Here is a 19865-nt window from a genome sequence, read left to right on the forward strand (position 1 = left end):
CCCAACATTAACTCAATTGTTCATTAATCCCGTTTAAACACTTGTTTAAATTAAGGTTTTTATACTCCTTAGCATATCCTCCTAAAAAATACCTCTAAGCAGTTGTTTTAGCTACTTTAAATCTCATTAAGTTTGCATTACATTCTTGACACATTTTGAGATAAACATCACGTTTAGCTCATTTTTGCGACGTCAGCAGTTAATAATAAGAAGAACTATGAACACTCATACTGCAAGCAATAAAGAATATTTATTTCCATCAGATACCCACTCGTTTCCAGTACCGATCCCAAAGGGATTATTACCCATTGCAACCAAGCTTTTATCGATACCAGTGGTTATAGCCGCGAAGAGCTCATTGGTAAACCGCACAACCTAGTTCGCCACCCTGATATGCCAGCAGCCGTTTTCGCCACCATGTGGAAGACACTTAAAGCAGGAAAAGTGTGGATGGGGCTAGTTAGAAACCGCCGCAAAAATGGCGATTACTATTGGGTCAGCGCGTTTGTTACCCCAGTATATGATGGCAAAACCTTAGTGGGTTATGAGTCAGTACGGGTTAGCGCCGAACCATCAGAAAAACAGCGAGCAGCCAAGGCTTATTCACGGATTCTCGCAGGGAAATCAGCAGCCCCATTAATGACTCAGCTAGGTCATCATACGGCAAAGATACTGCCAATTGTTCTACCTAGCCTAGCGCTGATGGGATACTTCGGCTTTCAAGGCAATCACACTGGGTTATTTGCAACGCTGGCAACAGCTTTGCTTAGCAGCTTATGGAGTCTTAAACAACAAGCCAGTCATTGGCAGCACCTACTGGATATCAGCCCTAAATCGTTCGCAGACGTTACCGTAGCCCAAACCTACTTTGACGATGTCGGCATGAGTGCTCAAGCAAAGCTTGCCTTTATCAGCGAAATAGCAAGGTGCCGCACCGCGTTAACTCGCATTAACGAGTCGGTTTCGGCTTTAGGTGACATCTCCAATATCAGTAAAACCCAAGTCGCCGTAACTCAGACCTCCGTAGAACAACAAGGTATTGCCACACAACAGATTGCTTCAGCTATCACCGAAATGTCTCAAGCGATTCAAGAAGTCGCCCAAAAAATTGAGGAAAACTCTCATAGCGCTGAAAACGCCATTCAATTTGTGGATGCAGGTTCAAAGCTGGCTGATGAATCCTTGTCATCGATTCATCAACTCAGTCATACCGTCGACAGCATTGCTGTTACCGTTAAGGAATTATCTGACTCAACCGCTGAAATCGGTCAAGCTGCTAATCTCATTTCATCCATTGCAGATCAAACCAACCTATTAGCGTTAAATGCTGCTATTGAAGCGGCTCGCGCGGGTGAGCAAGGCCGCGGTTTTAGTGTGGTTGCTGATGAAGTCCGCGCCCTCGCATTAAAAACTCGCGAATCAACCGACCAAATTCACAGCGTCATTAACCAGCTCTCACAAAGAACCACCAGCGCTGTAGAAATGTCGACCCAAGGTGAGCTTGCAGCAAAACACGGTGTGGAAGTCGTTGAAAATACCCGTAATGCCCTGAATGAAATTAAAGATGCGGTGGTTAATATTACCGATATGACCTTTCAAATGTCCTCTGCTGTCGAAGAACAAAGCGCCGTGGCCGAACACATTAACCAACAGATTATCGATATCGCAGACGGCGCATCTGAAACTGCCAATGCAGCGAATAAATCGCTTACAGCGAGTGAATCACTTGAAAACACTATCGGCATTTTTCATTCGCTGATCAGACGATTTAGAGTTTAAAAGTTTGGTGCGCGGCGCGCTACACTCCCCCGTGAGTGCTGCGCATCAAGCTTTCTTGTTGTATTAATATAACCCTGCCCTACAGCCCTAGCACTATGATGACCGAGTCGTTATAATCCCTGTCTTAATGCAGACCCATCTCTTTCAGACCTAGGAGCTATTTTTGGCACACACTTACATCCCATTAGATGCATACAAGCGCAAGTGGATTTTTAACCATAAAGATTTACCTGTGTTAGATACAGATAAAGCGTTAATCAAGCCACTTACCGATAAGAGTGCAATGACTGTCTGGAATCAATGGATAAGTAATAAGTGTAATCGTGCTGAATTATTCTCTAAAGGTGACTGGGCGGCCAAACAAGACGCTTGGAAACAAACTGAACATTGGCAATCTGCATGGGACTCTGATGACAATGCATTGCTAGAGCCCATTGCTGAATTTATCGATTGGGACGACGATACCCAAGTGTTCTTCTGCTACGAAAAATATCAAATTATTGAAACCACTTGGGCGGTGTTTGCCCGTAATTGGAAAGCATTTTTGTTTTTCGATGACGGTCCAATCCTGATTGCTCCCAAGAAAAAACAAGCAATCATGTTTGAACAAAATGGACAATATAAGCTAGGGATGCGCAGCTAAAAACCGATTAGCCACGTGTACTCAAACTTATCAACGTGGTTATCAATACAATTATAAAATGAGTCCTCTATGAAAGCATTTTCAACAATCGCTCTAACCGCTGTTCTTTCAACAAGTTTATTTTCATCGACGCTAGTACAAGCTAAAACCGTATCAGGTGTCGAACTTGAAGATAACCTGACAATCGCAGAGCAATCTCTTGCATTAAATGGCGCAGGTGTACGCAGTAAATTCTTTATGGATTTGTATGTTGGCAGCCTTTATATCGCAACGCCAGCAACCGATTTAACGTCTGTATTAGCGCAACCAATAGCAGTTGTTCGCCTTAACATCACCTCAGGTATGATCACCTCAGATAAAATGGTCGATGCCATTAACGAGGGTTTTGATAGCGCAACTGACGGTGACATTAGTCCAATACAAGCTGAAATCACTCAGTTTATGGGCCTATTTACTGAAGAAGTCAGCAAAGGGGATCAATTTACCTTTGTTACTCATAAAAGTGCTGGCGTAACCAGTTTTAAAAACGGCGTTGAACAAGCCACTATTGAAGGCGAAGCGTTTAGACAAGCATTGCTGAAGATTTGGTTAGGTGACGACCCAGCTCAAAAGAGCCTACGCAAGAATATGTTAGCGAATTAGCCCTCGCTATTCTTGCAATAAAAAAAGCGACCTAATGGTCGCTTTTTTTATTGTTCACAACAATCTAATTATTGACTGATTAAAACTTTATATCGAACGCTAAACCAATTGCGGCTTGATTTTCTAGCTCATCAGTCACTTCAGGCTGACTTAACTCCATTTCGCTGTTGAAGAAGTATCCGCCGTAAACATTCACTGTCGCTTTATCACTGATATTCCAGCCCGCTCTTAAAAAGCTCACCCACTCTTCCACTTCAATGGTTTGCTCTGCATCTGAAATCAAAAAGCGCTCTGTGCGTCGAGATGTCCCTAAACCAAAATCCCACTTTTCATTCAAATTATAAGTCAACTCAAGACCAGCAGGTCCACTAAAGCCCGCTTCAAAGGGGTTACCTAGCGTTAACTTATCAGTAATTTTCCAGCGCACAGCAATGTAAGGTACGGTTTTAACTTCTGAAATATCATTAAGATATGCCACACCAAAGCCGAGCATGTTGCCAGACTCAAAACGATACATCGCCGAGCCAACTACACCATAGCTTTGTGCATCAGAAGATGAAGCAGTATTGGCATAAGAGTATTGCAGTTTAGGCGCGACCATAAACATCCAACTGGCATTTGGACGGTAGATAAGTGACAAGCCAGCGCTGTATTTATTGATTGAGCTCCAAGGCGCAACCTGATTATTCAGGAGACCTGAGTCCACACTTTTAAAACCATAGTCTAGATTATCGTAGCCAATATTAGCTCCGATCATCCATTCTTTATTGATAGGCATAGAACCGGATAACTTTAAGCGCCAAACATCACGTTGTAATTCGGTATTAGTTTCGCCTACCTGCGCCGCTTCAGTTGAGGTGCGCGATACATGAAATTTAAAAGGAGAGTAATCTCTCGCGATAACTTGAGGTGCGAGGAGCAGGCCAGCAAGCGCTGTTAACTTGACTGCTTTTTTAACAGAATTTACATCAAGCAGATTTGCCTGGAACAAGCTGGGAATAACTTTCATTAACGGCATCCTTTCTCATTATTATTGTGGTCGAAATGATTAATACTCAATAGCAAAAGGTAATACCAAGGCACTACCAATTTGGATCACAATTTCAATATATTATGAGATATTACACAGTTTTAGCATGACACAAAAGCACTGATTTACATTCAAATCTTAAATACGGTGAGCCGTTAAAAATAGGTTAACGCTATCGTTGATATATTGCTCTCGATCTGCAATTAAATCGCTCACATCTAAGCCTAGCTCTAGTCGAAGCTTTACCTCACCAAACAACATTAAACATAACCTCACAGCACAGTCATGCGGCTTTTCAAAATAAAAAACGCCTTGTTTGTTGACTTCATCCAAGTACTCACTTAATAAGCCCAATATGTGTTTTGGGCCAGCATCAAAATAAAGCTTGGATAAATTCGGGTGAGTTTCAGCATGAGCCAAACAGGTTTTGAATACAGCAACGACTTCATCACTAATGATTAGCTCGCCAAACTGGTGCGCAAAGGTACGAATTGTATTTTCAGGATTTGTCGCGTCTTCTAGTAAATTGCCCGTTAACTGATGAACAACACATTTAGATTCGATAGCAGCAATAAACAACTCATCTTTAGAGCCATAGTGAGAATAAACCGTTTGCTTTGATACGCCTGCCTTCTTCGCCACCATATCCATACTGGTGCTCGGAAAGCCTTGAACACAAAAAAGCTCAATGGCCGATTGCAGTATCGTTGCTTTTTTTGCTCACTTCTTGTTCGCGGCAAGTCATGATTACATGTCACTGGAATATCAGAAATTTTGCTCATAAACTCTTCTTTTTTGTCTCAACAGGCGCACCTTATCGCTTTACAACTAAACAACAACGATAACATTTAATCACAAATTAGACTGGACAGTCTAGTTTTTTGACCATAAACTAAGCCTAAAATGGACTAGACAGTCTAGTTTTAATTATTGAGCATCACACAGATGTCATTAGCAGGTCAATACAATAGCTATGATTTGCCTTGGAAGTTGCATTAGCAATAGGAATGTTCCCATGAAAACAGCGACGCGTTCATTATCCGCACTCAGTATTGTCATTTCATTTTTGCTGCTAAGTGGTTGCGGCAATGATGAAACCATCCCAACGCCTTCTGTGGCTGTGCCGAATGTCATCACCCAACCCTTACGGTTTAATTCAAGTTATCAACATCAGCAAAGTTACACAGGCACTGTCCGCTCAGCTGATACCACAGGTGTAGGATTTGAACTTGCAGGCAAGCTAAGTGACATTATCGTCGACAGCGGTGATGCTGTGATTAAAGGGCAAAAGCTTGCCACCTTAAACACCCAATTACTTGAAGCTGAGCAGCAACAATTAAGTGCATCACTGCAACAAACCCAAGCGGATTTAGATTTAGCCCAAAGTAACTTGGAACGCTCCATTGAGCTCAAAAAAAGCAGTATGTTTCTGAGCAGCAATTCGATGAAACCCAGCAGCAAGTCGCTAGTCTTTTAGCCAATCAAAAACGCCTTAAAGCCTCGCTATACGCCACAGAACTTAAACTTGAGAAATCAACATTAGTCGCTCCATTTAATGGCACCATCAGCAAACGTCATCATAATTTAGGTGAAGTGATCGCGTTAGGTAGCCCAGTATTTACCTTAATCGGCACAAATCAACAGCAAGCCTATATTGGTGTTCCCCATAGCGTCGCTCAAACGCTTGAATCAAATCAAGTCGTTGATATTCGCATTGGAGACAAAACCCATAAAGGCTTAATCGCTGGTATCAGCGCCGAAATAGACCCTGTCACTCGTACTGTTCAATTACGTATCGACTTACCCAACAATAGCCAAGTGATTAATGGCGAAATTGCCTACCTTGAGTATCAACAGCAAATTGCTGATGCGGGATATTGGGTGCCAATCTCATCGCTTACCGACGGTGTTAGAGGCTTATGGAATGTCTTTGTGGTCACGAAAAATGAACAAGGACAAGCCCGAATAGAACGCCGAGACGTTGATATTTTATATACCACAGAAAAACAAGCTTACATCAATGGTGCGATTCAAAAAGACGATGTAATTATTACTCAAGGCTTGCATAAACTGGTGGTAGGACAGTGTGTAAATCCCACTTCTGAGACTGTGGCGAGGTCATTATGATTAAGGCCTTTGTCGAAAACGGCAGACTCGCCAGTCTTATGATTGCATTACTATTGGTGGCTGGTTTAGGCGCTATTAGTAGTTTGCCTCGCACAGAAGATCCCACCATAACCAATCGCTTTGCTTCGGTTATTACCCAGTACCCTGGCGCTTCAGCTGAACGTGTCGAAGCGTTAGTCACTGAAGTATTAGAAAATGAGCTGCGCCGCCTAGAAGAGCTAAAGCTGGTTCAATCCACTTCCCGTCCTGGCATTTCAGTGATTCAATTGGAGTTAAAAGACACGGTACTTGATACTGCTCCCGTATGGTCTAGAGCCCGAGATCTCATTGCAGACAGTAAATATCAACTGCCTACATCGGCGCAAAATAGTTTACTGGACGATCAAACAGGCTATGCCAACACTGCCATTTTAGGCTTGGTATGGAACAGCGACACCCCCATCCGTACTGATGTGCTAAACCGCTACGCTAAAGAATTACAAAGCAAACTTCGGGTATTAAACGGCACTGACTTTGTAAAATTATCAGGCACACCTGATGAAGAAATATTAGTAGAACTTGATGGCAATAAAATCAGCCAACTCAAGTTAACCCCAGCAAGCATTGCAAGCATTCTGTCAAACGCTGACAGTAAAATTTCAGCAGGTGAAATCAATAACGCCACATTTAAAGCCTTAATTGAGGTATCAGGTGAGCTAGATTCCATTACTCGGGTCAGCGAAGTACCGCTAAAAATTGATGCAAGCGGCCAGATTATTCGCCTTGGTGACGTGGCGAATGTCAGTCGTCAACCGAAAACCCCTGCTACCAGCATCGCCTTAATTAATGGCGAACCTGGGGTACTAATCTCAGCACGTATGATTGATAATAACCGTGTTGATAAATGGCAAGCGCAAGTGAGTCAGGTAGTTGAAAGCTATAGTGCAAACCTGCCTGCTAACATTGAGGTGCAATGGCTATTTGATCAACAAGGTTATACCAGTGTTCGTCTTGGCGACTTAGTCATCAATCTGATCCAAGGCTTTTTGATCATTCTTTTTGTACTAATGTTAACACTCGGGCTGCGTAACGCCGTTATTGTGGCGCTATCACTACCACTAACTGCGCTCTTCACCCTTGCTTGCATGAAATACACCGGCTTACCCATCCATCAAATGTCAGTCACAGGCTTAGTGGTTGCTCTTGGGATCATGGTCGATAACGCCATTGTGATTGTCGATGCCATTGCCCAGCGCCGCAAGCAAGGGCTAACCAAGCTTGAGGCTGTGAGTAAAACCTTGCATCACCTTTGGTTGCCTTTAGCAGGCTCTACTATCACCACGATGTTAGCTTTTGCGCCAATTGTACTCATGCCAGGCGCTGCTGGTGAATTTGTTGGTGGCATTGCTATTTCAGTCATGTTCGCTTTGTTAGGGTCTTACCTCATTTCCCACACGATTATTGCAGGCCTTGCGGGACGCTTTAGTCAAGATAACGAGTCCATGGCTTGGTACCAAAAAGGCATGGCCTTTCCTCGCCTAGGACACGCTTTTAAAGTCAGTTTACGCTTTGGCTTATCAAAACCCTTACTCACAGCCATACTCATCGGAATATTACCGGTATCGGGCTTTTATGCTTCGACTAAAATGACCGAACAATTCTTTCCGCCTTCAGACCGAGATATGTTCCAAATTGAAGTCTATTTAGCGCCTCACGTCAGCCTAGATAACACCCTTAAACAAGTTAAAAGCATTGATGAACGTCTTGAGTCGATTGACGATGTTGAAATGATCACTTGGGTGGTTGGCGGTAATACACCTTCGTTTTATTACAACCTTACCCAACGTCAGCAAGGGGCAACAAACTATGCTCAAGCTATGGTGAAAGTCACTGATTTTAACGCTGCCAATAGATTGATTTTATCGCTGCAACAAGAATTTGATGCTGACTTCCCTCAGGCACAAATCTTGGTCAGAAAGCTTGAACAAGGCCCACCATTTAATGCACCAGTAGAACTGCGGATCTATGGCCCGTCATTGGATACATTAAACCAGTTAGGCGAGCAAGCCCGTGGCTTACTAATGGAAACAGAGGATGTGATTCATACCCGTGCCACCTTGAGTGCAGGATCACCTAAAGTCTGGTTACAAATAAACGAAGATGCCAGCTTAATGAGTGGTCTCAGTTTATCTGATATCGCTAAGCAAATAGAAATGGCGACCACAGGTATTATTGGCGGCAGCATTTTAGAGCAAACGGAGTCATTACCTGTTCGAGTTAGGCTTGCTGATACGTCTAGAGAAGAAGCAACGCGTCTAGCAGAACTTAACTTAGTCTCTAGCCAAGGGGACACCATCCCGCTTTCAGCAGTATCACAAAACCAAATTAATGTTAGTCGTGGCGGTATTCCTCGCCGTAATGGCGAGCGAGTGAACACAATAGAAGCATACATTGTCAGTGGGGTTTTGCCCGGTAAGGTGCTTAATGACGTTAAAACAAAGTTAGAACAAATTGAGTTACCGTCTGGTTATCATCTTGAAATTGGTGGTGAAAGTGCCAAACGAGACGAAGCCGTTGGTAATTTGCTGTCCAATATCGTCGTGGTAGTGACACTGCTATTGGCCACTGTAGTGTTATCGTTTAACTCATTTAGATTAACCGCCATTATCTTACTCAGTGCCTTCCAATCTGCTGGGCTTGGCTTACTAGCCGTTTATCTGTTTGGTTATCCGTTCGGCTTTACCGTCATCATTGGCTTATTGGGCCTAATGGGTCTGGCAATTAACGCTGCTATTGTGATTTTAGCTGAATTAGAAGACGTACCAGAGGCTCGGTTAGGCAATAAAGACACCATTATTGCCTTAGTGAGTGGCTGTGGCAGACACATTGGCTCAACCACTATCACCACCATTGGCGGCTTTTTACCCTTGATCATTGCTGGCGGTGGATTCTGGCCACCCTTTGCCATTGCAATTGCGGGCGGCACATTACTAACCACCATGCTGTCACTTATTTGGGTACCCACCATGTACCTTATTTTAATGAAGAAAAAACAACAGAATTCTGAAATGTTGTCGCCGGTACAAGTTTAATATAATCAACTACTAACCAACAAAAAAACGACGCATTAATGCGTCGTTTTTTATTATAGAATCGCCAATTACTCATTCACGAATTTACTCAATCTAGACATGATCTCAATCAAGTCATCTTGGTCTTATTTGCTCTAGATTGGAGTGACCTTTAATTCGGAAACTATCAAATGAACTATCGAAGTTGGTCTCTAACAAAACAAATAACGTACTTTTCTTTAGCGCTGACGGTGTTAGTCTTCAGCATCATTTCTTCCGTGTCATATTTTAGCTCATCAAACGTATTAAAAGAAAAAGCCATCGACTCGATGAACGAGCAAATGCAGAGCAATGCAGCGCTAATTGAGCTGCAGTACACAAGCTTACTTGCCCTAGCCCGCCGTAATGCCGACATACTACGTGCAATGTACCCTGGAAACTTTCACAAACCAGATCGCACCGTCAGAGTTTACAGCACTCAAACACCTGCCCTAGTACATGAAAAAGAGCAAATTAACGCCACCAAAAGTAAAGTAGATCGTTTTTCAAACTTAACTGGCGGCACAGCCACCATTTTTGTAAAAGACGGCGATGACTTTCTTCGTATTTCGACTTCACTGAAAAAAGCCGATGGTAAACGGGCATTGGCAACTTACCTAGGTAGTAGCCACCCAGGCTACCAAACATTGATAAACGGTAATGAATATGAAGGTTACGCCAAACTATTTGGTAAAGACTACATGACCGTTTACCGACCAATCAAAAATGCCAGCAATGAAGTCATCGGTATTTTGTATATTGGTTTTGATATCACCGACTCAATTTCCGAACTGCAAAAGACAATTAATAATCTCAAAGTTGAAGAAACGGGTCATTACATGTTGGTGCGCAACAATGACCAACGACTGATTTCGCATCCCAACTTCGCCACGGGTGAATCATTAAATAGCGACATATTAAATGGCCTAGACATCAACCAATTATTGGGCCGCCACCAAAGCGTTGAATACGTTAACCACCAACAACAGCAAATGTTTGCTAACAGTATCAATATACCGGGGTGGAACTGGACATTAATCGGATTAACTCAAACCGCTGAGCTTAATAATGAGAGCCTACAACTCTTGTATATTACCACTGGTGTTGCCGTATTAGGAATACTGCTAATAAGTGGGTTATTAGCTGCTCTGCAAATAAAAGCATTAGCGCCTTTGCAGCGTTTCCAGCAACAACTGAAAGCCTTAGGTAAAGGTGATTTATCCCAGCAATTTGAAGTCAGTGATCCTAATAGCAAGAACGAAATTGATTTAATTACGCTCAGTGCTGCCGACATGTCAAACAACTTAAAAGAGCTGATTTTCTCGCTGCAGCACTCAGTGAAAAACCTTGATTCACAGGCTCAAAAAGCCCAAGAGATGGCAAGGTTAAATGGCGATGAATCGGCATCATTAATGATGCAAACGAACCAAATTGCCACAGCAATTGAAGAGATGTCAGCCTCTATTCGTGATGTGGCAAATCATTCCAATGAAGGTGCGACTAAAAGCCAACAAGTGGATCAATCCTCTCGTAGTGGTCATAAGCAGCTTACTGACGTTGTTGAGTCGCTGAATGCGCTTAAAACCCAGCTTAATGAAAGCCAAGATAACATTGAAAATGTCAGTAAAGAGAGTGAAGCGATTAATCAGGTCACAGAAGTGATTAATAGTATTGCCGAGCAAACTAATTTGCTCGCACTAAACGCTGCTATTGAAGCTGCTCGAGCAGGCGAGCAAGGACGAGGTTTTGCTGTTGTCGCTGACGAAGTAAGATCGTTAGCACAGCGCACGCAAAGTTCGATTTCCGAAATCAGTAAAACCATTGGCCAACTGCAAGCGCAAGTTAAGGTTACCAGCCAGCAAATGTCAGACAGCCATAGACTCGGCACTGAATCGGCAGAGCAAGGCTTTGAGACCAGTGAACAGTTAAGCCAAATCACCGTAAGTATTGGTGAGCTTGCCACCTTCACTAGCAGCATTGCGAGTGCAACAGAGCAGCAAAGTGCAGTCGCTGACGAAATCACCCGTAACCTACATCAAATATCGACACTCGCAAACGAAGGACAAGAACGCGCTAGCGAAACCGTCGATGTGGCTGATGGACTCAGTTCTCTTGCCAGCGAACTGAATACTAAAATTAATTTCTTTAAAATCTAATGCGTTTCTTTGAAATAATATCCTGATAACTCAGGTCTTTATAAAGGCATGTCCCATAGGTACATGCCTTTTTTATTTGAACAAACAGCCTAACACACAGTGTATTTGATGTTAGTCCATGGTGTTAAAAACGGAATCAATATGAAAAAACGAACTCTCGCTGCCCTTCTCGCATCTCACACTTTGGCTCTTGCTATTGGTTTTGGTGGTGGCATTTATGCCTTACCGATTTTAACTGCGCCTGATGCGCCTTCAAGTGAAAAAGTCGCATCGTTAGATACCCAACAACGCTACACAGCAGAGTTCACTCGAGACCTTAAAGACAGCGATGCACTGCACTGGGGAGAAGGAACAGTGATGATTGGCGATGATTACATTACCTTAAACGGTAAGCTATCGCCTGGGCCTGACTTTAAGGTATACCTTGCTAAAGAGTTTGTTGAAACAGAAGCCGACTTTAACCGCCTAAAGTCCTCTATGGTGCAAGTGGCTGACGTCAAAACCTTCGATAATTTTTTAGTGCCAATTACAAAGGATATTGATGTTGGCGATTACAATACCGTCATTATTTGGTGCGAAAGTTTCGGCCAATTTATTACTGCTGCTCAATATCAATAAAAACAATTAACCCATAATCAATTCGCGTTTTAGAGTGTTCCTATTAAGAGTTAACATGAACAGCTGGCCTTCATTGAGTTAATAAAGCAATAAAAAACCCTGCACTATGGCAGGGTTTTTTATCAGCTCAAATTACTTACTTATCTTTTGCATCAGCTTCGCTGATACGATCTAAGTTTTCAGTGTTTTCAAGCCAAAGCGCATTAATGATGCCAAAAGCACAGGCTAGTAATACACCTAGTATCCAAGAGAAATACCACATAATGGCTCCTTAATTAATAAAGTGACGCTTTGTTCTTTTCAATAAACTCACGGTTTAGACGACCATACATCTTGAAGTACGTCCAAATGGTGTAGCTTAATACGATAGGTACAAAGATAATCGCAGCCCAAGTCATAACGTTCAGAGTCATTTCACTTGCTGTGGCATCCCACATCGTTAAGCTCACGTTTGGATCAAGCGATGAAGGCATGATGAACGGGAACATTGCTGCGCCACATGTCACGATAATACCTGCAATAGCGAGTGAGCTAAATAAGAATGCAAAGCCACTACGATTCAAACGACTAGCGAGCAATACAAGAATCGGCATAACTAGACCCAATACAGGGAATAACATTGTTAGCGGGTATTTATCGTAATTAGCTAACCAAGCACCAGCTTCAACAGCAACGGTTTTAGTCGTTGGGTTTGAAGGGCCCGCAGTGTCAATTACCGAAGTAATAACATAGCCATCAATACCATTAACTAACCAAACACCTGCAGCAGCAAATAGTACCGTCACAAGTAAGCCACAAATTTGCGCCGCTTTAGCAGCACGAACACGTAGCTCACCTTCAGTTTTCATTTGTAGCCATGATGCACCTTGCATCATCACCATTAATGCACTGATTAAACCAGCAAGTAAACCGAATGGGTTTAATAAACCAATTAAGCCACCGTGGTATGTCGCACGTAAAAATTCGTCAAAATTAAACGGTACGCCTTGGAGTAAGTTACCAAACGCAACACCGATAATCAGTGGTGGAACAAATCCGCCAACGAATAACGCCCAATCCCACGACTTACGCCATCTTGGATCTTCAATTTTTGAGCGGTAATCAAAACCAACAGGGCGTAGGAATAACGCAAACAGTACCAACATCATAGCCACATAGAAGCCAGAGAAAGATACACCGTAAACCATAGGCCAAGCAGCAAATAACGCACCACCAGCGGTGATTAACCAAACTTGGTTACCATCCCAGTGAGGAGCAATGGTGTTGATCATAATACGGCGGTCAGTGTCATCTTTACCAATGATAGGTAATAACGCACCCACACCCATATCAAAACCATCTGTCACAGCAAACCCAACTAGCAATACGCCAACCAGAGCCCACCAGATAAATCTTAGCATTTCATAATCAAACATAATCAGGTCCTCAGATTAAGCATCTTGGTTTTCAAAATGATATCTACCAGTCTTAAGGCTTGATGGGCCAAGACGAGCAAACTTAAACATTAAGAACAATTCAATCACTAATAGAATCGAGTAGAACACAGTGATAGAAATGATACTGAACCATAGATCAGACGTTGTTAGACTTGATGCAGACATAAAGGTCGGCAACACTTCTGAAATCGTCCAAGGTTGACGTCCGTACTCAGCCACGAACCAACCACACTCAATCGCAATCCAAGGTAGTGGTAAGCTGTATAGCGCCGCTTTAAGTACCCAAGGTTTTTCTTCAATCTTATGACGCGTGCTTTGCCAGAATGCCGCAGCAAACACGAATAACATAATCACACCAGCACCAACCATCACACGGAATGACCAGAACATAGGCGCAACGTTAGGGATAGAGTCTTTCGCAGCAGCTTTAATTTGCTCTTCTGTCGCATCAACTACATTTTCAGTATAACGCTTCAACAATAAGCCATAGCCTAAGTCGCCTTTTACCGCTTCAAAGTCTTCACGTAGTTGTGGACTTTCGTCACCTGCACGTAGTCTTTCAAGGAATGAATAAGCAATCATACCGTTACGAATGCGCACTTCATGTTCATCAATTAAGTCGATGATACCTGTGACTTGCTCATCTAAAGAACGCGTAGCAATGATACCCATCGCATAAGGGATTTTTAGGGCAAAGTCAGTTTCCATTTTTTCTTGATTCGGGAAACCTACCGCAGTAAATGCAGCTGGAGCTGGCTCAGTGTGCCATTCTGCTTCAATTGCCGCTAACTTAACGCGTTGTACTTCACCTACTTTATAGCCAGATTCATCGCCCAGTACGATAACCGATAAAATCGCTGCCATACCGAAACTTGCTGCAATCGCAAATGAACGACGCGCAAATGGTAAGTCACGGCCTTTAAGGATGTAGTATGAACTAATTGCAAGAACGAACATTGCACCGGCAACATAACCTGATGCAACCGTATGAACGAACTTAACTTGTGCTACAGGGTTAAATACCACTTCAGCAAAACTAGTCATTTCCATACGCATTGTTTCGTAATTGAATACTGACCCAACTGGGTTTTGCATCCAACCGTTTGCGATCAAAATCCATAGCGCTGACATGTTAGAGCCAATAGCAACTAACCAAGTTACAGCTAAATGTTGGCGCTTACTGAAACGATCCCAACCGAAGAAGAACATACCCACTAGAGTAGACTCTAAGAAGAATGCCATTAAGCCTTCAATTGCTAATGGGGCACCAAAGATATCACCCACATAATGTGAGAAATATGACCAGTTAGTACCAAACTGGAATTCCATTGCTAAACCGGTTGTTACACCGAGTGCAAAGTTAATCCCGAACAACTTACCCCAGAACTTAGTCATATCTTTATAAATTTGATTATCAGTCATCACATAAAGTGACTCCATGATCGCCAAAATAAAGGCTAAACCTAAGGTTAAAGGTACAAACAGAAAGTGATACATGGCTGTTAGCGCGAACTGCAATCGTGACAGCTCTACAACCTCTTCAATAATCATTGGCGACTCCTTACTCGGTACATCCAAATGCCATGATGATTCCCATCAATCACAACAAGTGCCATTGCAGGAAAAAATTTAAAATACTTTAAGTAGCAACATTGCCACGTTAACAACTTGTTAAACACAAGCTTTATTTCATCTCAATCTCGTGGGTAGTTTATCTTGTTAAAACACCTCGTAAATGAGACATTTATCACACTTAAGCGCAAAAAGTGACTTAACACTACAAAACTAAAACCACCAATAATGATTAATCATTAAATATCAATAACTTAAACAAAAAACCAAATACTGTAGACCTGTAATTTATATCACCGAAATTTGACTCCAATCAACATATTCAGCAATAAAAATGTGGTTTTTTACGGGTTTTGAGCATGGGCGCAAAGTACCACTTATTAGGTGTTGACCTAAACCCAAATAACTGCTAGGGATTTGTTTACATTTTTGTAAAATCAACATCTCTAAACCACCTAAAACTAATCAAAGCCCTCCTAAAGCAAAAAATAAACATTTAACATTTAAGGCTTAGATTATCTACACCTAAACAGATGCCGCCCAATACCAAATAACGTTAAAAATCAGAAATATAAAAACACAAAAAACATTTCAACCAATATAAATCTTAAGTTTCGGATAAGTTATACTAATAGCTAAGATTAATTTATTTCGTTTGAGTGTTTTATAAGGAGAATATAGAATTCTCCTTGTATTCAGAGAAGGTCGATTGGACTTGAACAAAATGGACATCAAGTTGCATCCCCAACTCTACTAATTTTAATATTACTGAGTGGAGATTTAGCACATGACTAAATTATTTGAGCGTTTCATCAACAGCTACAAAAAAGTATTTGTTGAAATGTACCAAGCGTACTAAACCGTTTTATATTGTTGCTCTCGTTTGTGTCTTAGCTTTAGACACCCATTAGCAGCAATACAACGAAAGATAGAATAAGTATGCAATTGCTTGCTGACGCTATTGGACGTTACCCTTGATGTTTTGTTAGCGCAAAACAGCTCTTGCAGATGACTTGCAACAAAGAGCATTGACTAGCCCTTTAGAGTTTCGATTCTAAGGGGCTTTTTAATACCCCCTCATCAATGTCTTTCTTTATCTCAAGTTTCTATATCTAAAGCTTCTATATCTAAACTTTCTAAATTCAAAGTAAGAACTATTCAAACATACGTTTGATATTAAGCTTTTGATCAACTTTGGGCTGTGATTTGAGCTATTGCCCAAACTCCGTTTGGATTAAGGTCGTGGGCTTTCGCCCACACCTGATTCTGATATCTGGGTTTAATCCTAAATTTCCAAACTTCGTTTGGATTAAGTCAACGTCGTGGCGCTTCGCCCACACCAGACGAAAGGGAAACAACAGCATTTCCCTTTTCGATATCCCTTGCCGCCCCAACGAAATTACTCTTTCAAAACGAGTAAGCCTCATGCTTATTCGAAAATATCTAACGCTTTAGACAGGCCATCCATGGCCAACTAAAGCTAGCCTGACATCCTGTCAGGCTTACGCTATTTTCTTCAACGCATTTCAGCAATTTCAATGGGGATTTATTGCACCCGCAGGTTCATTTGTATCCACAATTATTTTCTGAAATTATTCTTGGGCTTGAATGCTCAATTCAAATTGAGTCTTTTAGCTCTTTTAATTGTCACGAATGCAGTCAAATCGAAGAGACAATAACCCCAGTGTAGATGCAGCAGCGAGCATCCAAAACATGGATGTTTTGGCAGAGCTTACAGGGATGTACTTGCTGCGTCTCGCAGTTGTATCTGCGCATAAGCCTGCGGCAGGCAATGGATTAGATTGAGATATTGACCTTAAGAAAATGAGTCAATTTAATTGAAGTATAAAGTTATTGCTCGTAACTCTTTTTTGCCCCATTGTGAGTTGTAGCTGTTCCAAGACTCAAGTTATGGAAATCCCTTTTGACATACTTTTCATCATGCTAAGCTGAAAGACATCATACTCAATTTGGAAGTTTAAGCTTTAAGAACAAAAAAATAGCCGTTAAATCTAGCGGCTATTTACGAAACATCAGTCTTTAAACTCTATCTTCTCTAACGCTTCCATCAGAATCTTCGCCGTCTTTGTGTCGTCGTTATCCAGAGCTTCTTTAATCTGAGTCTTTAGTGCGGCAATCGCAGCATTGTCGCCCTCGATAGTAGTACGAACGGTCTGTCGAATTGCTTCTTCTTTGGCAATCTTACTGACCTTGTTCTTCTCTAGTTTATCAGCCACTTCTTTGCTTGTTTTACTAATCTTATTCGCACCAGGCTTTACGACGTACTTCCAAACCCCACAACCACCACCAAAGACCGCGATAGAAAACAGAATCAGCATTAACGCCCTTTCTTGGTTCTGAGCGTCAAACTTAGCATCGAACTCGGCTTTGGCTGCACCCTGAATATCGTTGTAAGCATCATTGAAGCCAACCAACTTAACGGACTTTTTAACTGTGTATGTTGGGTACTTGTCGTGCTCGCCATGGTAATTAGATTTAAGCCCCTCAAGCTTGATCAACTTGTCATCAGGTATCTTTCCATAACCACTAACGCTAACTATAGGATCGGACTCCCCTAACATAGACTGAATTAAGTCACTCTCTTTCTTGTAATCAACCCTATTGAAAGCGGTGTTCGTACTCACGCCAAGTTTTCCATTAGAAACCGTCACGGAATAACTGTTACCAAAACCATTTCTCGAACCGATTGCCATAGTGCTGCGAACATATAGGGAGTTTCGGCAACGACTCTCATCGTATGAAGTGAAAGTGTCGCTCCTATCTGCATCGCAGTATCGAGACAAAGAGAATGTTGTGTCCTCATCTATCTGCCATACATAGGATGAGTCGTAGTTCTTTGTTGCAGGTACTTCAGTTACTGCATCTTTTGCCATTGCCAAAGCTGGTACTAGCAATAAAAGTGAAGCGAGTTTGGTCTTATGGATTCTCATTGACTGTATATCTTTTGGAACGGTTAGAGTGGCAGGCAGTATACTAGAAATAAGATACGGATGGTCTGTTATTAATATAAGCAGTTTGTAGTTTTTGGATTTGCCGCCCGTATAAGAATAGGTTGCATTATGTGTATTGGCTGAGTGAACTTGGTCACTTAGTTAGCGGTTTTGTAATACCCGTATTTATTCATAAATTACTAATTTAGGAAAGTGGCTGGCAAAGTTCTGTCCATTTCCTTCTAACTACAATCGTGATGACCAATTAAATAAGGAGGTCATCATGATGTTTTATAGCAAAACGAAACGAAGTGGCGTCAAAAAGCCTTTTCAACTGGAAGAGATTTGGCGAATCAGAACTAGGCTAGAGATTGAAAATAGTTTGATGCAACTTGCGTTACTTAACTTAGCTATCGACAGTAAACTTAGAGCTAGTGACTTGCTCCCCCTCAGGGTTTGCGATATTTCTTCGCAAGATAGAATATTTAATCGTGTTAAGCATATTCAGCGAAAAACAGACATTGAAGTTCAATTTGAAATCACGACAAGAACTCAACAAAGTTTAATGAAATGGATTTTGATTGCTTCTCTAAATTCTAACGATTTTCTTTTCCCAAGCCAAAGACGGAAGCAGCAACCAATTAGCTATTCGTACTATCGATGCCTTGTTAGAAAGTGGGCATCTAATCTTGGTTTAGATCCAAACTTGTATGGTACGCACTCGATGAGACGAACCAAAGCGACATTAGTTTATGCGAAAACGAAAAATATCAGAGCAGTACAACTTTTACTTGGGCATACAAAGGTAGATAATACAATCCGCTACCTTGGTGTTGAACTAGAAGATGCATTGTTACTTTCGGAAAGCACTGATTGTTAGTTGAAATGAACCCTATCTCATAGGGTTCTCACTAGCTGATATTCAAACAAGTTGTTGCCCCAAAGTTAGTTAGAACCAAAGCTCTATTTAACAATGCTTCTCTTCGTTTTCCATACAACATTTAATTGAAATTGCTCTTTTACAGTTGCCTTCATTACAGCCTAGATTGCACAATCTAATGAACTGTTTTTATATACAGGTATAATGGAATTTGGCTTAATTTAAATCAAACAGCTCACTAAATAAGTCTAAAGTCGTAATTCATGCTTAACTAAAAATCTATAATTGTCTGATAATGTTGGAAATAAATTTGATCACTTATTTTTTAAGCGACTTTAACGCGCAAGCTCGGTTTGATTTAGGATACCAAGAGATTTTTATTGCTTTACATCAATGAGATAACAAATGTAGGATGTTATAAATCAATAACTTAAACGGCCGACTTTATCAGGCGAGCCGTATAATAAGCTGTTAGGTATACACATGAGTCTTCTGCCAATGGCTGATGCAGTGTCCGATGAAAAGGACGTGAAAGAAGCTAAAAGGATCATTGCTGAAAAGCAATTAGTTGGTGCTGCCAACAACACAAAATGGAATGAACTCATCTCAGAAATGCGGGAACTCCCTAATCCACCTTGCTACCGAACTAAGGTTGTTAATGGCTACATATCGGGCTGGGATAGTGAGTGGTATTATCACTTACCATTTCCACTACTTTGCGTTGAGTGGATGGATATTGAGCTAACTGAAAGTGTATTAACTTTTGTCAGTAAAATTGGCTTTGAGTTCGAAACTACTGAATCAACAATCAGGATTTGGGGTTACTTTCCAAAGTGTTACGAGAATTTCGGTGAAGAGTATACCTAACAAGAATTTAAAGCGGGACTGCTAACAGTTTGCTCGGTTTCGCTTCGCTACACATTTTAGCAAACTATTATCAGC

General features: G+C 41.6%; 15 protein-coding genes and 1 pseudogene. 10 read left to right on the forward strand and 6 right to left on the reverse strand.

What is annotated here, in order from left to right; translation table 11 throughout:
• The first annotated feature begins 258 nt into the window (after nucleotides 1-258).
• From ACGEDC_RS02385 to ACGEDC_RS02395, 3 genes are all read left to right on the forward strand, one after another.
• Nucleotides 259-1779 (forward strand): methyl-accepting chemotaxis protein, encoded by a 1521-nt coding sequence (locus ACGEDC_RS02385; RefSeq protein WP_394498208.1) that lies wholly within the window; start codon nucleotides 259-261, stop codon nucleotides 1777-1779.
• A 163-nt stretch (nucleotides 1780-1942) separates the two neighbouring features.
• The gene (locus ACGEDC_RS02390) at nucleotides 1943-2422 is read left to right on the forward strand and encodes a DUF2947 domain-containing protein (RefSeq protein WP_055025085.1); all 480 of its coding nucleotides are present in this window, start codon (nucleotides 1943-1945) and stop codon (nucleotides 2420-2422) included.
• A 69-nt stretch (nucleotides 2423-2491) separates the two neighbouring features.
• Complete coding sequence (locus ACGEDC_RS02395; RefSeq protein ID WP_055025086.1) at nucleotides 2492-3064, forward strand: chalcone isomerase family protein; 573 nt, start codon at nucleotides 2492-2494, stop codon at nucleotides 3062-3064.
• A gap of 79 nt (nucleotides 3065-3143) precedes the next feature.
• On the opposite strand, the gene ACGEDC_RS02400 is transcribed toward ACGEDC_RS02395, so the two are convergent.
• Together ACGEDC_RS02400 and ACGEDC_RS02405 are read right to left on the reverse strand one after the other, a co-directional pair.
• Nucleotides 3144-4073, reverse strand: coding sequence for a DUF6268 family outer membrane beta-barrel protein (locus tag ACGEDC_RS02400; RefSeq protein WP_394496217.1), 930 nt, complete (start codon nucleotides 4071-4073; stop codon nucleotides 3144-3146).
• 159 nt (nucleotides 4074-4232) lie between these two features.
• Nucleotides 4233-4739: a TetR/AcrR family transcriptional regulator gene (locus ACGEDC_RS02405; RefSeq protein WP_394496219.1), complete on the reverse strand. Its 507-nt coding sequence runs from the start codon at nucleotides 4737-4739 to the stop codon at nucleotides 4233-4235.
• 370 nt (nucleotides 4740-5109) lie between these two features.
• Here ACGEDC_RS02405 and ACGEDC_RS02410 point away from each other — a divergent pair.
• From ACGEDC_RS02410 to ACGEDC_RS02425, 4 genes and pseudogenes are all read left to right on the forward strand, one after another.
• A pseudogene (locus ACGEDC_RS02410) lies at nucleotides 5110-6221 on the forward strand (efflux RND transporter periplasmic adaptor subunit).
• Nucleotides 6218-9292: an efflux RND transporter permease subunit gene (locus tag ACGEDC_RS02415; protein WP_394496221.1), complete on the forward strand. Its 3075-nt coding sequence runs from the start codon at nucleotides 6218-6220 to the stop codon at nucleotides 9290-9292. Before ACGEDC_RS02410 ends, ACGEDC_RS02415 begins: the two are co-directional and overlap by 4 nt.
• 170 nt (nucleotides 9293-9462) lie before the next feature.
• Complete coding sequence (locus ACGEDC_RS02420; RefSeq protein ID WP_394496223.1) at nucleotides 9463-11466, forward strand: methyl-accepting chemotaxis protein; 2004 nt, start codon at nucleotides 9463-9465, stop codon at nucleotides 11464-11466.
• A gap of 141 nt (nucleotides 11467-11607) precedes the next feature.
• Complete coding sequence (locus ACGEDC_RS02425; RefSeq protein WP_055025092.1) at nucleotides 11608-12084, forward strand: DM13 domain-containing protein; 477 nt, start codon at nucleotides 11608-11610, stop codon at nucleotides 12082-12084.
• A 136-nt stretch (nucleotides 12085-12220) separates the two neighbouring features.
• Here ACGEDC_RS02425 and cydX read toward each other — a convergent pair whose 3' ends face one another.
• The 3 genes from cydX to ACGEDC_RS02440 are packed head-to-tail and all read right to left on the reverse strand — an operon-like array spanning nucleotide 12221 to nucleotide 15071.
• Entirely contained in the window at nucleotides 12221-12346 is a 126-nt protein-coding gene (gene cydX, locus ACGEDC_RS02430) for a cytochrome bd-I oxidase subunit CydX (RefSeq protein WP_063124246.1), read from the reverse strand.
• Between the two features lie 13 nt (nucleotides 12347-12359).
• Complete coding sequence (gene cydB, locus ACGEDC_RS02435) at nucleotides 12360-13499, reverse strand: cytochrome d ubiquinol oxidase subunit II (protein ID WP_055025093.1); 1140 nt, start codon at nucleotides 13497-13499, stop codon at nucleotides 12360-12362.
• Between the two features lie 15 nt (nucleotides 13500-13514).
• Entirely contained in the window at nucleotides 13515-15071 is a 1557-nt protein-coding gene (locus ACGEDC_RS02440; RefSeq protein ID WP_065108577.1) for a cytochrome ubiquinol oxidase subunit I, read from the reverse strand.
• A 1674-nt stretch (nucleotides 15072-16745) separates the two neighbouring features.
• Between ACGEDC_RS02440 and ACGEDC_RS02445 the strand changes: the two genes are divergently transcribed.
• Nucleotides 16746-16898, forward strand: coding sequence for a hypothetical protein (locus ACGEDC_RS02445; RefSeq protein WP_394496227.1), 153 nt, complete (start codon nucleotides 16746-16748; stop codon nucleotides 16896-16898).
• 227 nt (nucleotides 16899-17125) lie between these two features.
• Here ACGEDC_RS02445 and ACGEDC_RS02450 read toward each other — a convergent pair whose 3' ends face one another.
• Entirely contained in the window at nucleotides 17126-17986 is an 861-nt protein-coding gene (locus ACGEDC_RS02450; protein WP_394496229.1) for a hypothetical protein, read from the reverse strand.
• Nucleotides 17987-18329: 343 nt separating this feature from the next.
• Here ACGEDC_RS02450 and ACGEDC_RS02455 point away from each other — a divergent pair, with 343 nt between their 5' ends.
• A complete protein-coding gene (locus ACGEDC_RS02455; protein ID WP_394498210.1) occupies nucleotides 18330-18923 on the forward strand; it encodes a tyrosine-type recombinase/integrase in 594 nt (197 codons plus the stop codon).
• A 483-nt stretch (nucleotides 18924-19406) separates the two neighbouring features.
• A complete protein-coding gene (locus ACGEDC_RS02460) occupies nucleotides 19407-19790 on the forward strand; it encodes a DUF6678 family protein (protein ID WP_394496231.1) in 384 nt (127 codons plus the stop codon).
• Nucleotides 19791-19865 lie beyond the last annotated feature (75 nt).

The sequence above is a fragment of the Shewanella sp. ENK2 genome, from assembly GCF_043568515.1.
Lineage (GTDB): Bacteria > Pseudomonadota > Gammaproteobacteria > Enterobacterales > Shewanellaceae > Shewanella > Shewanella japonica.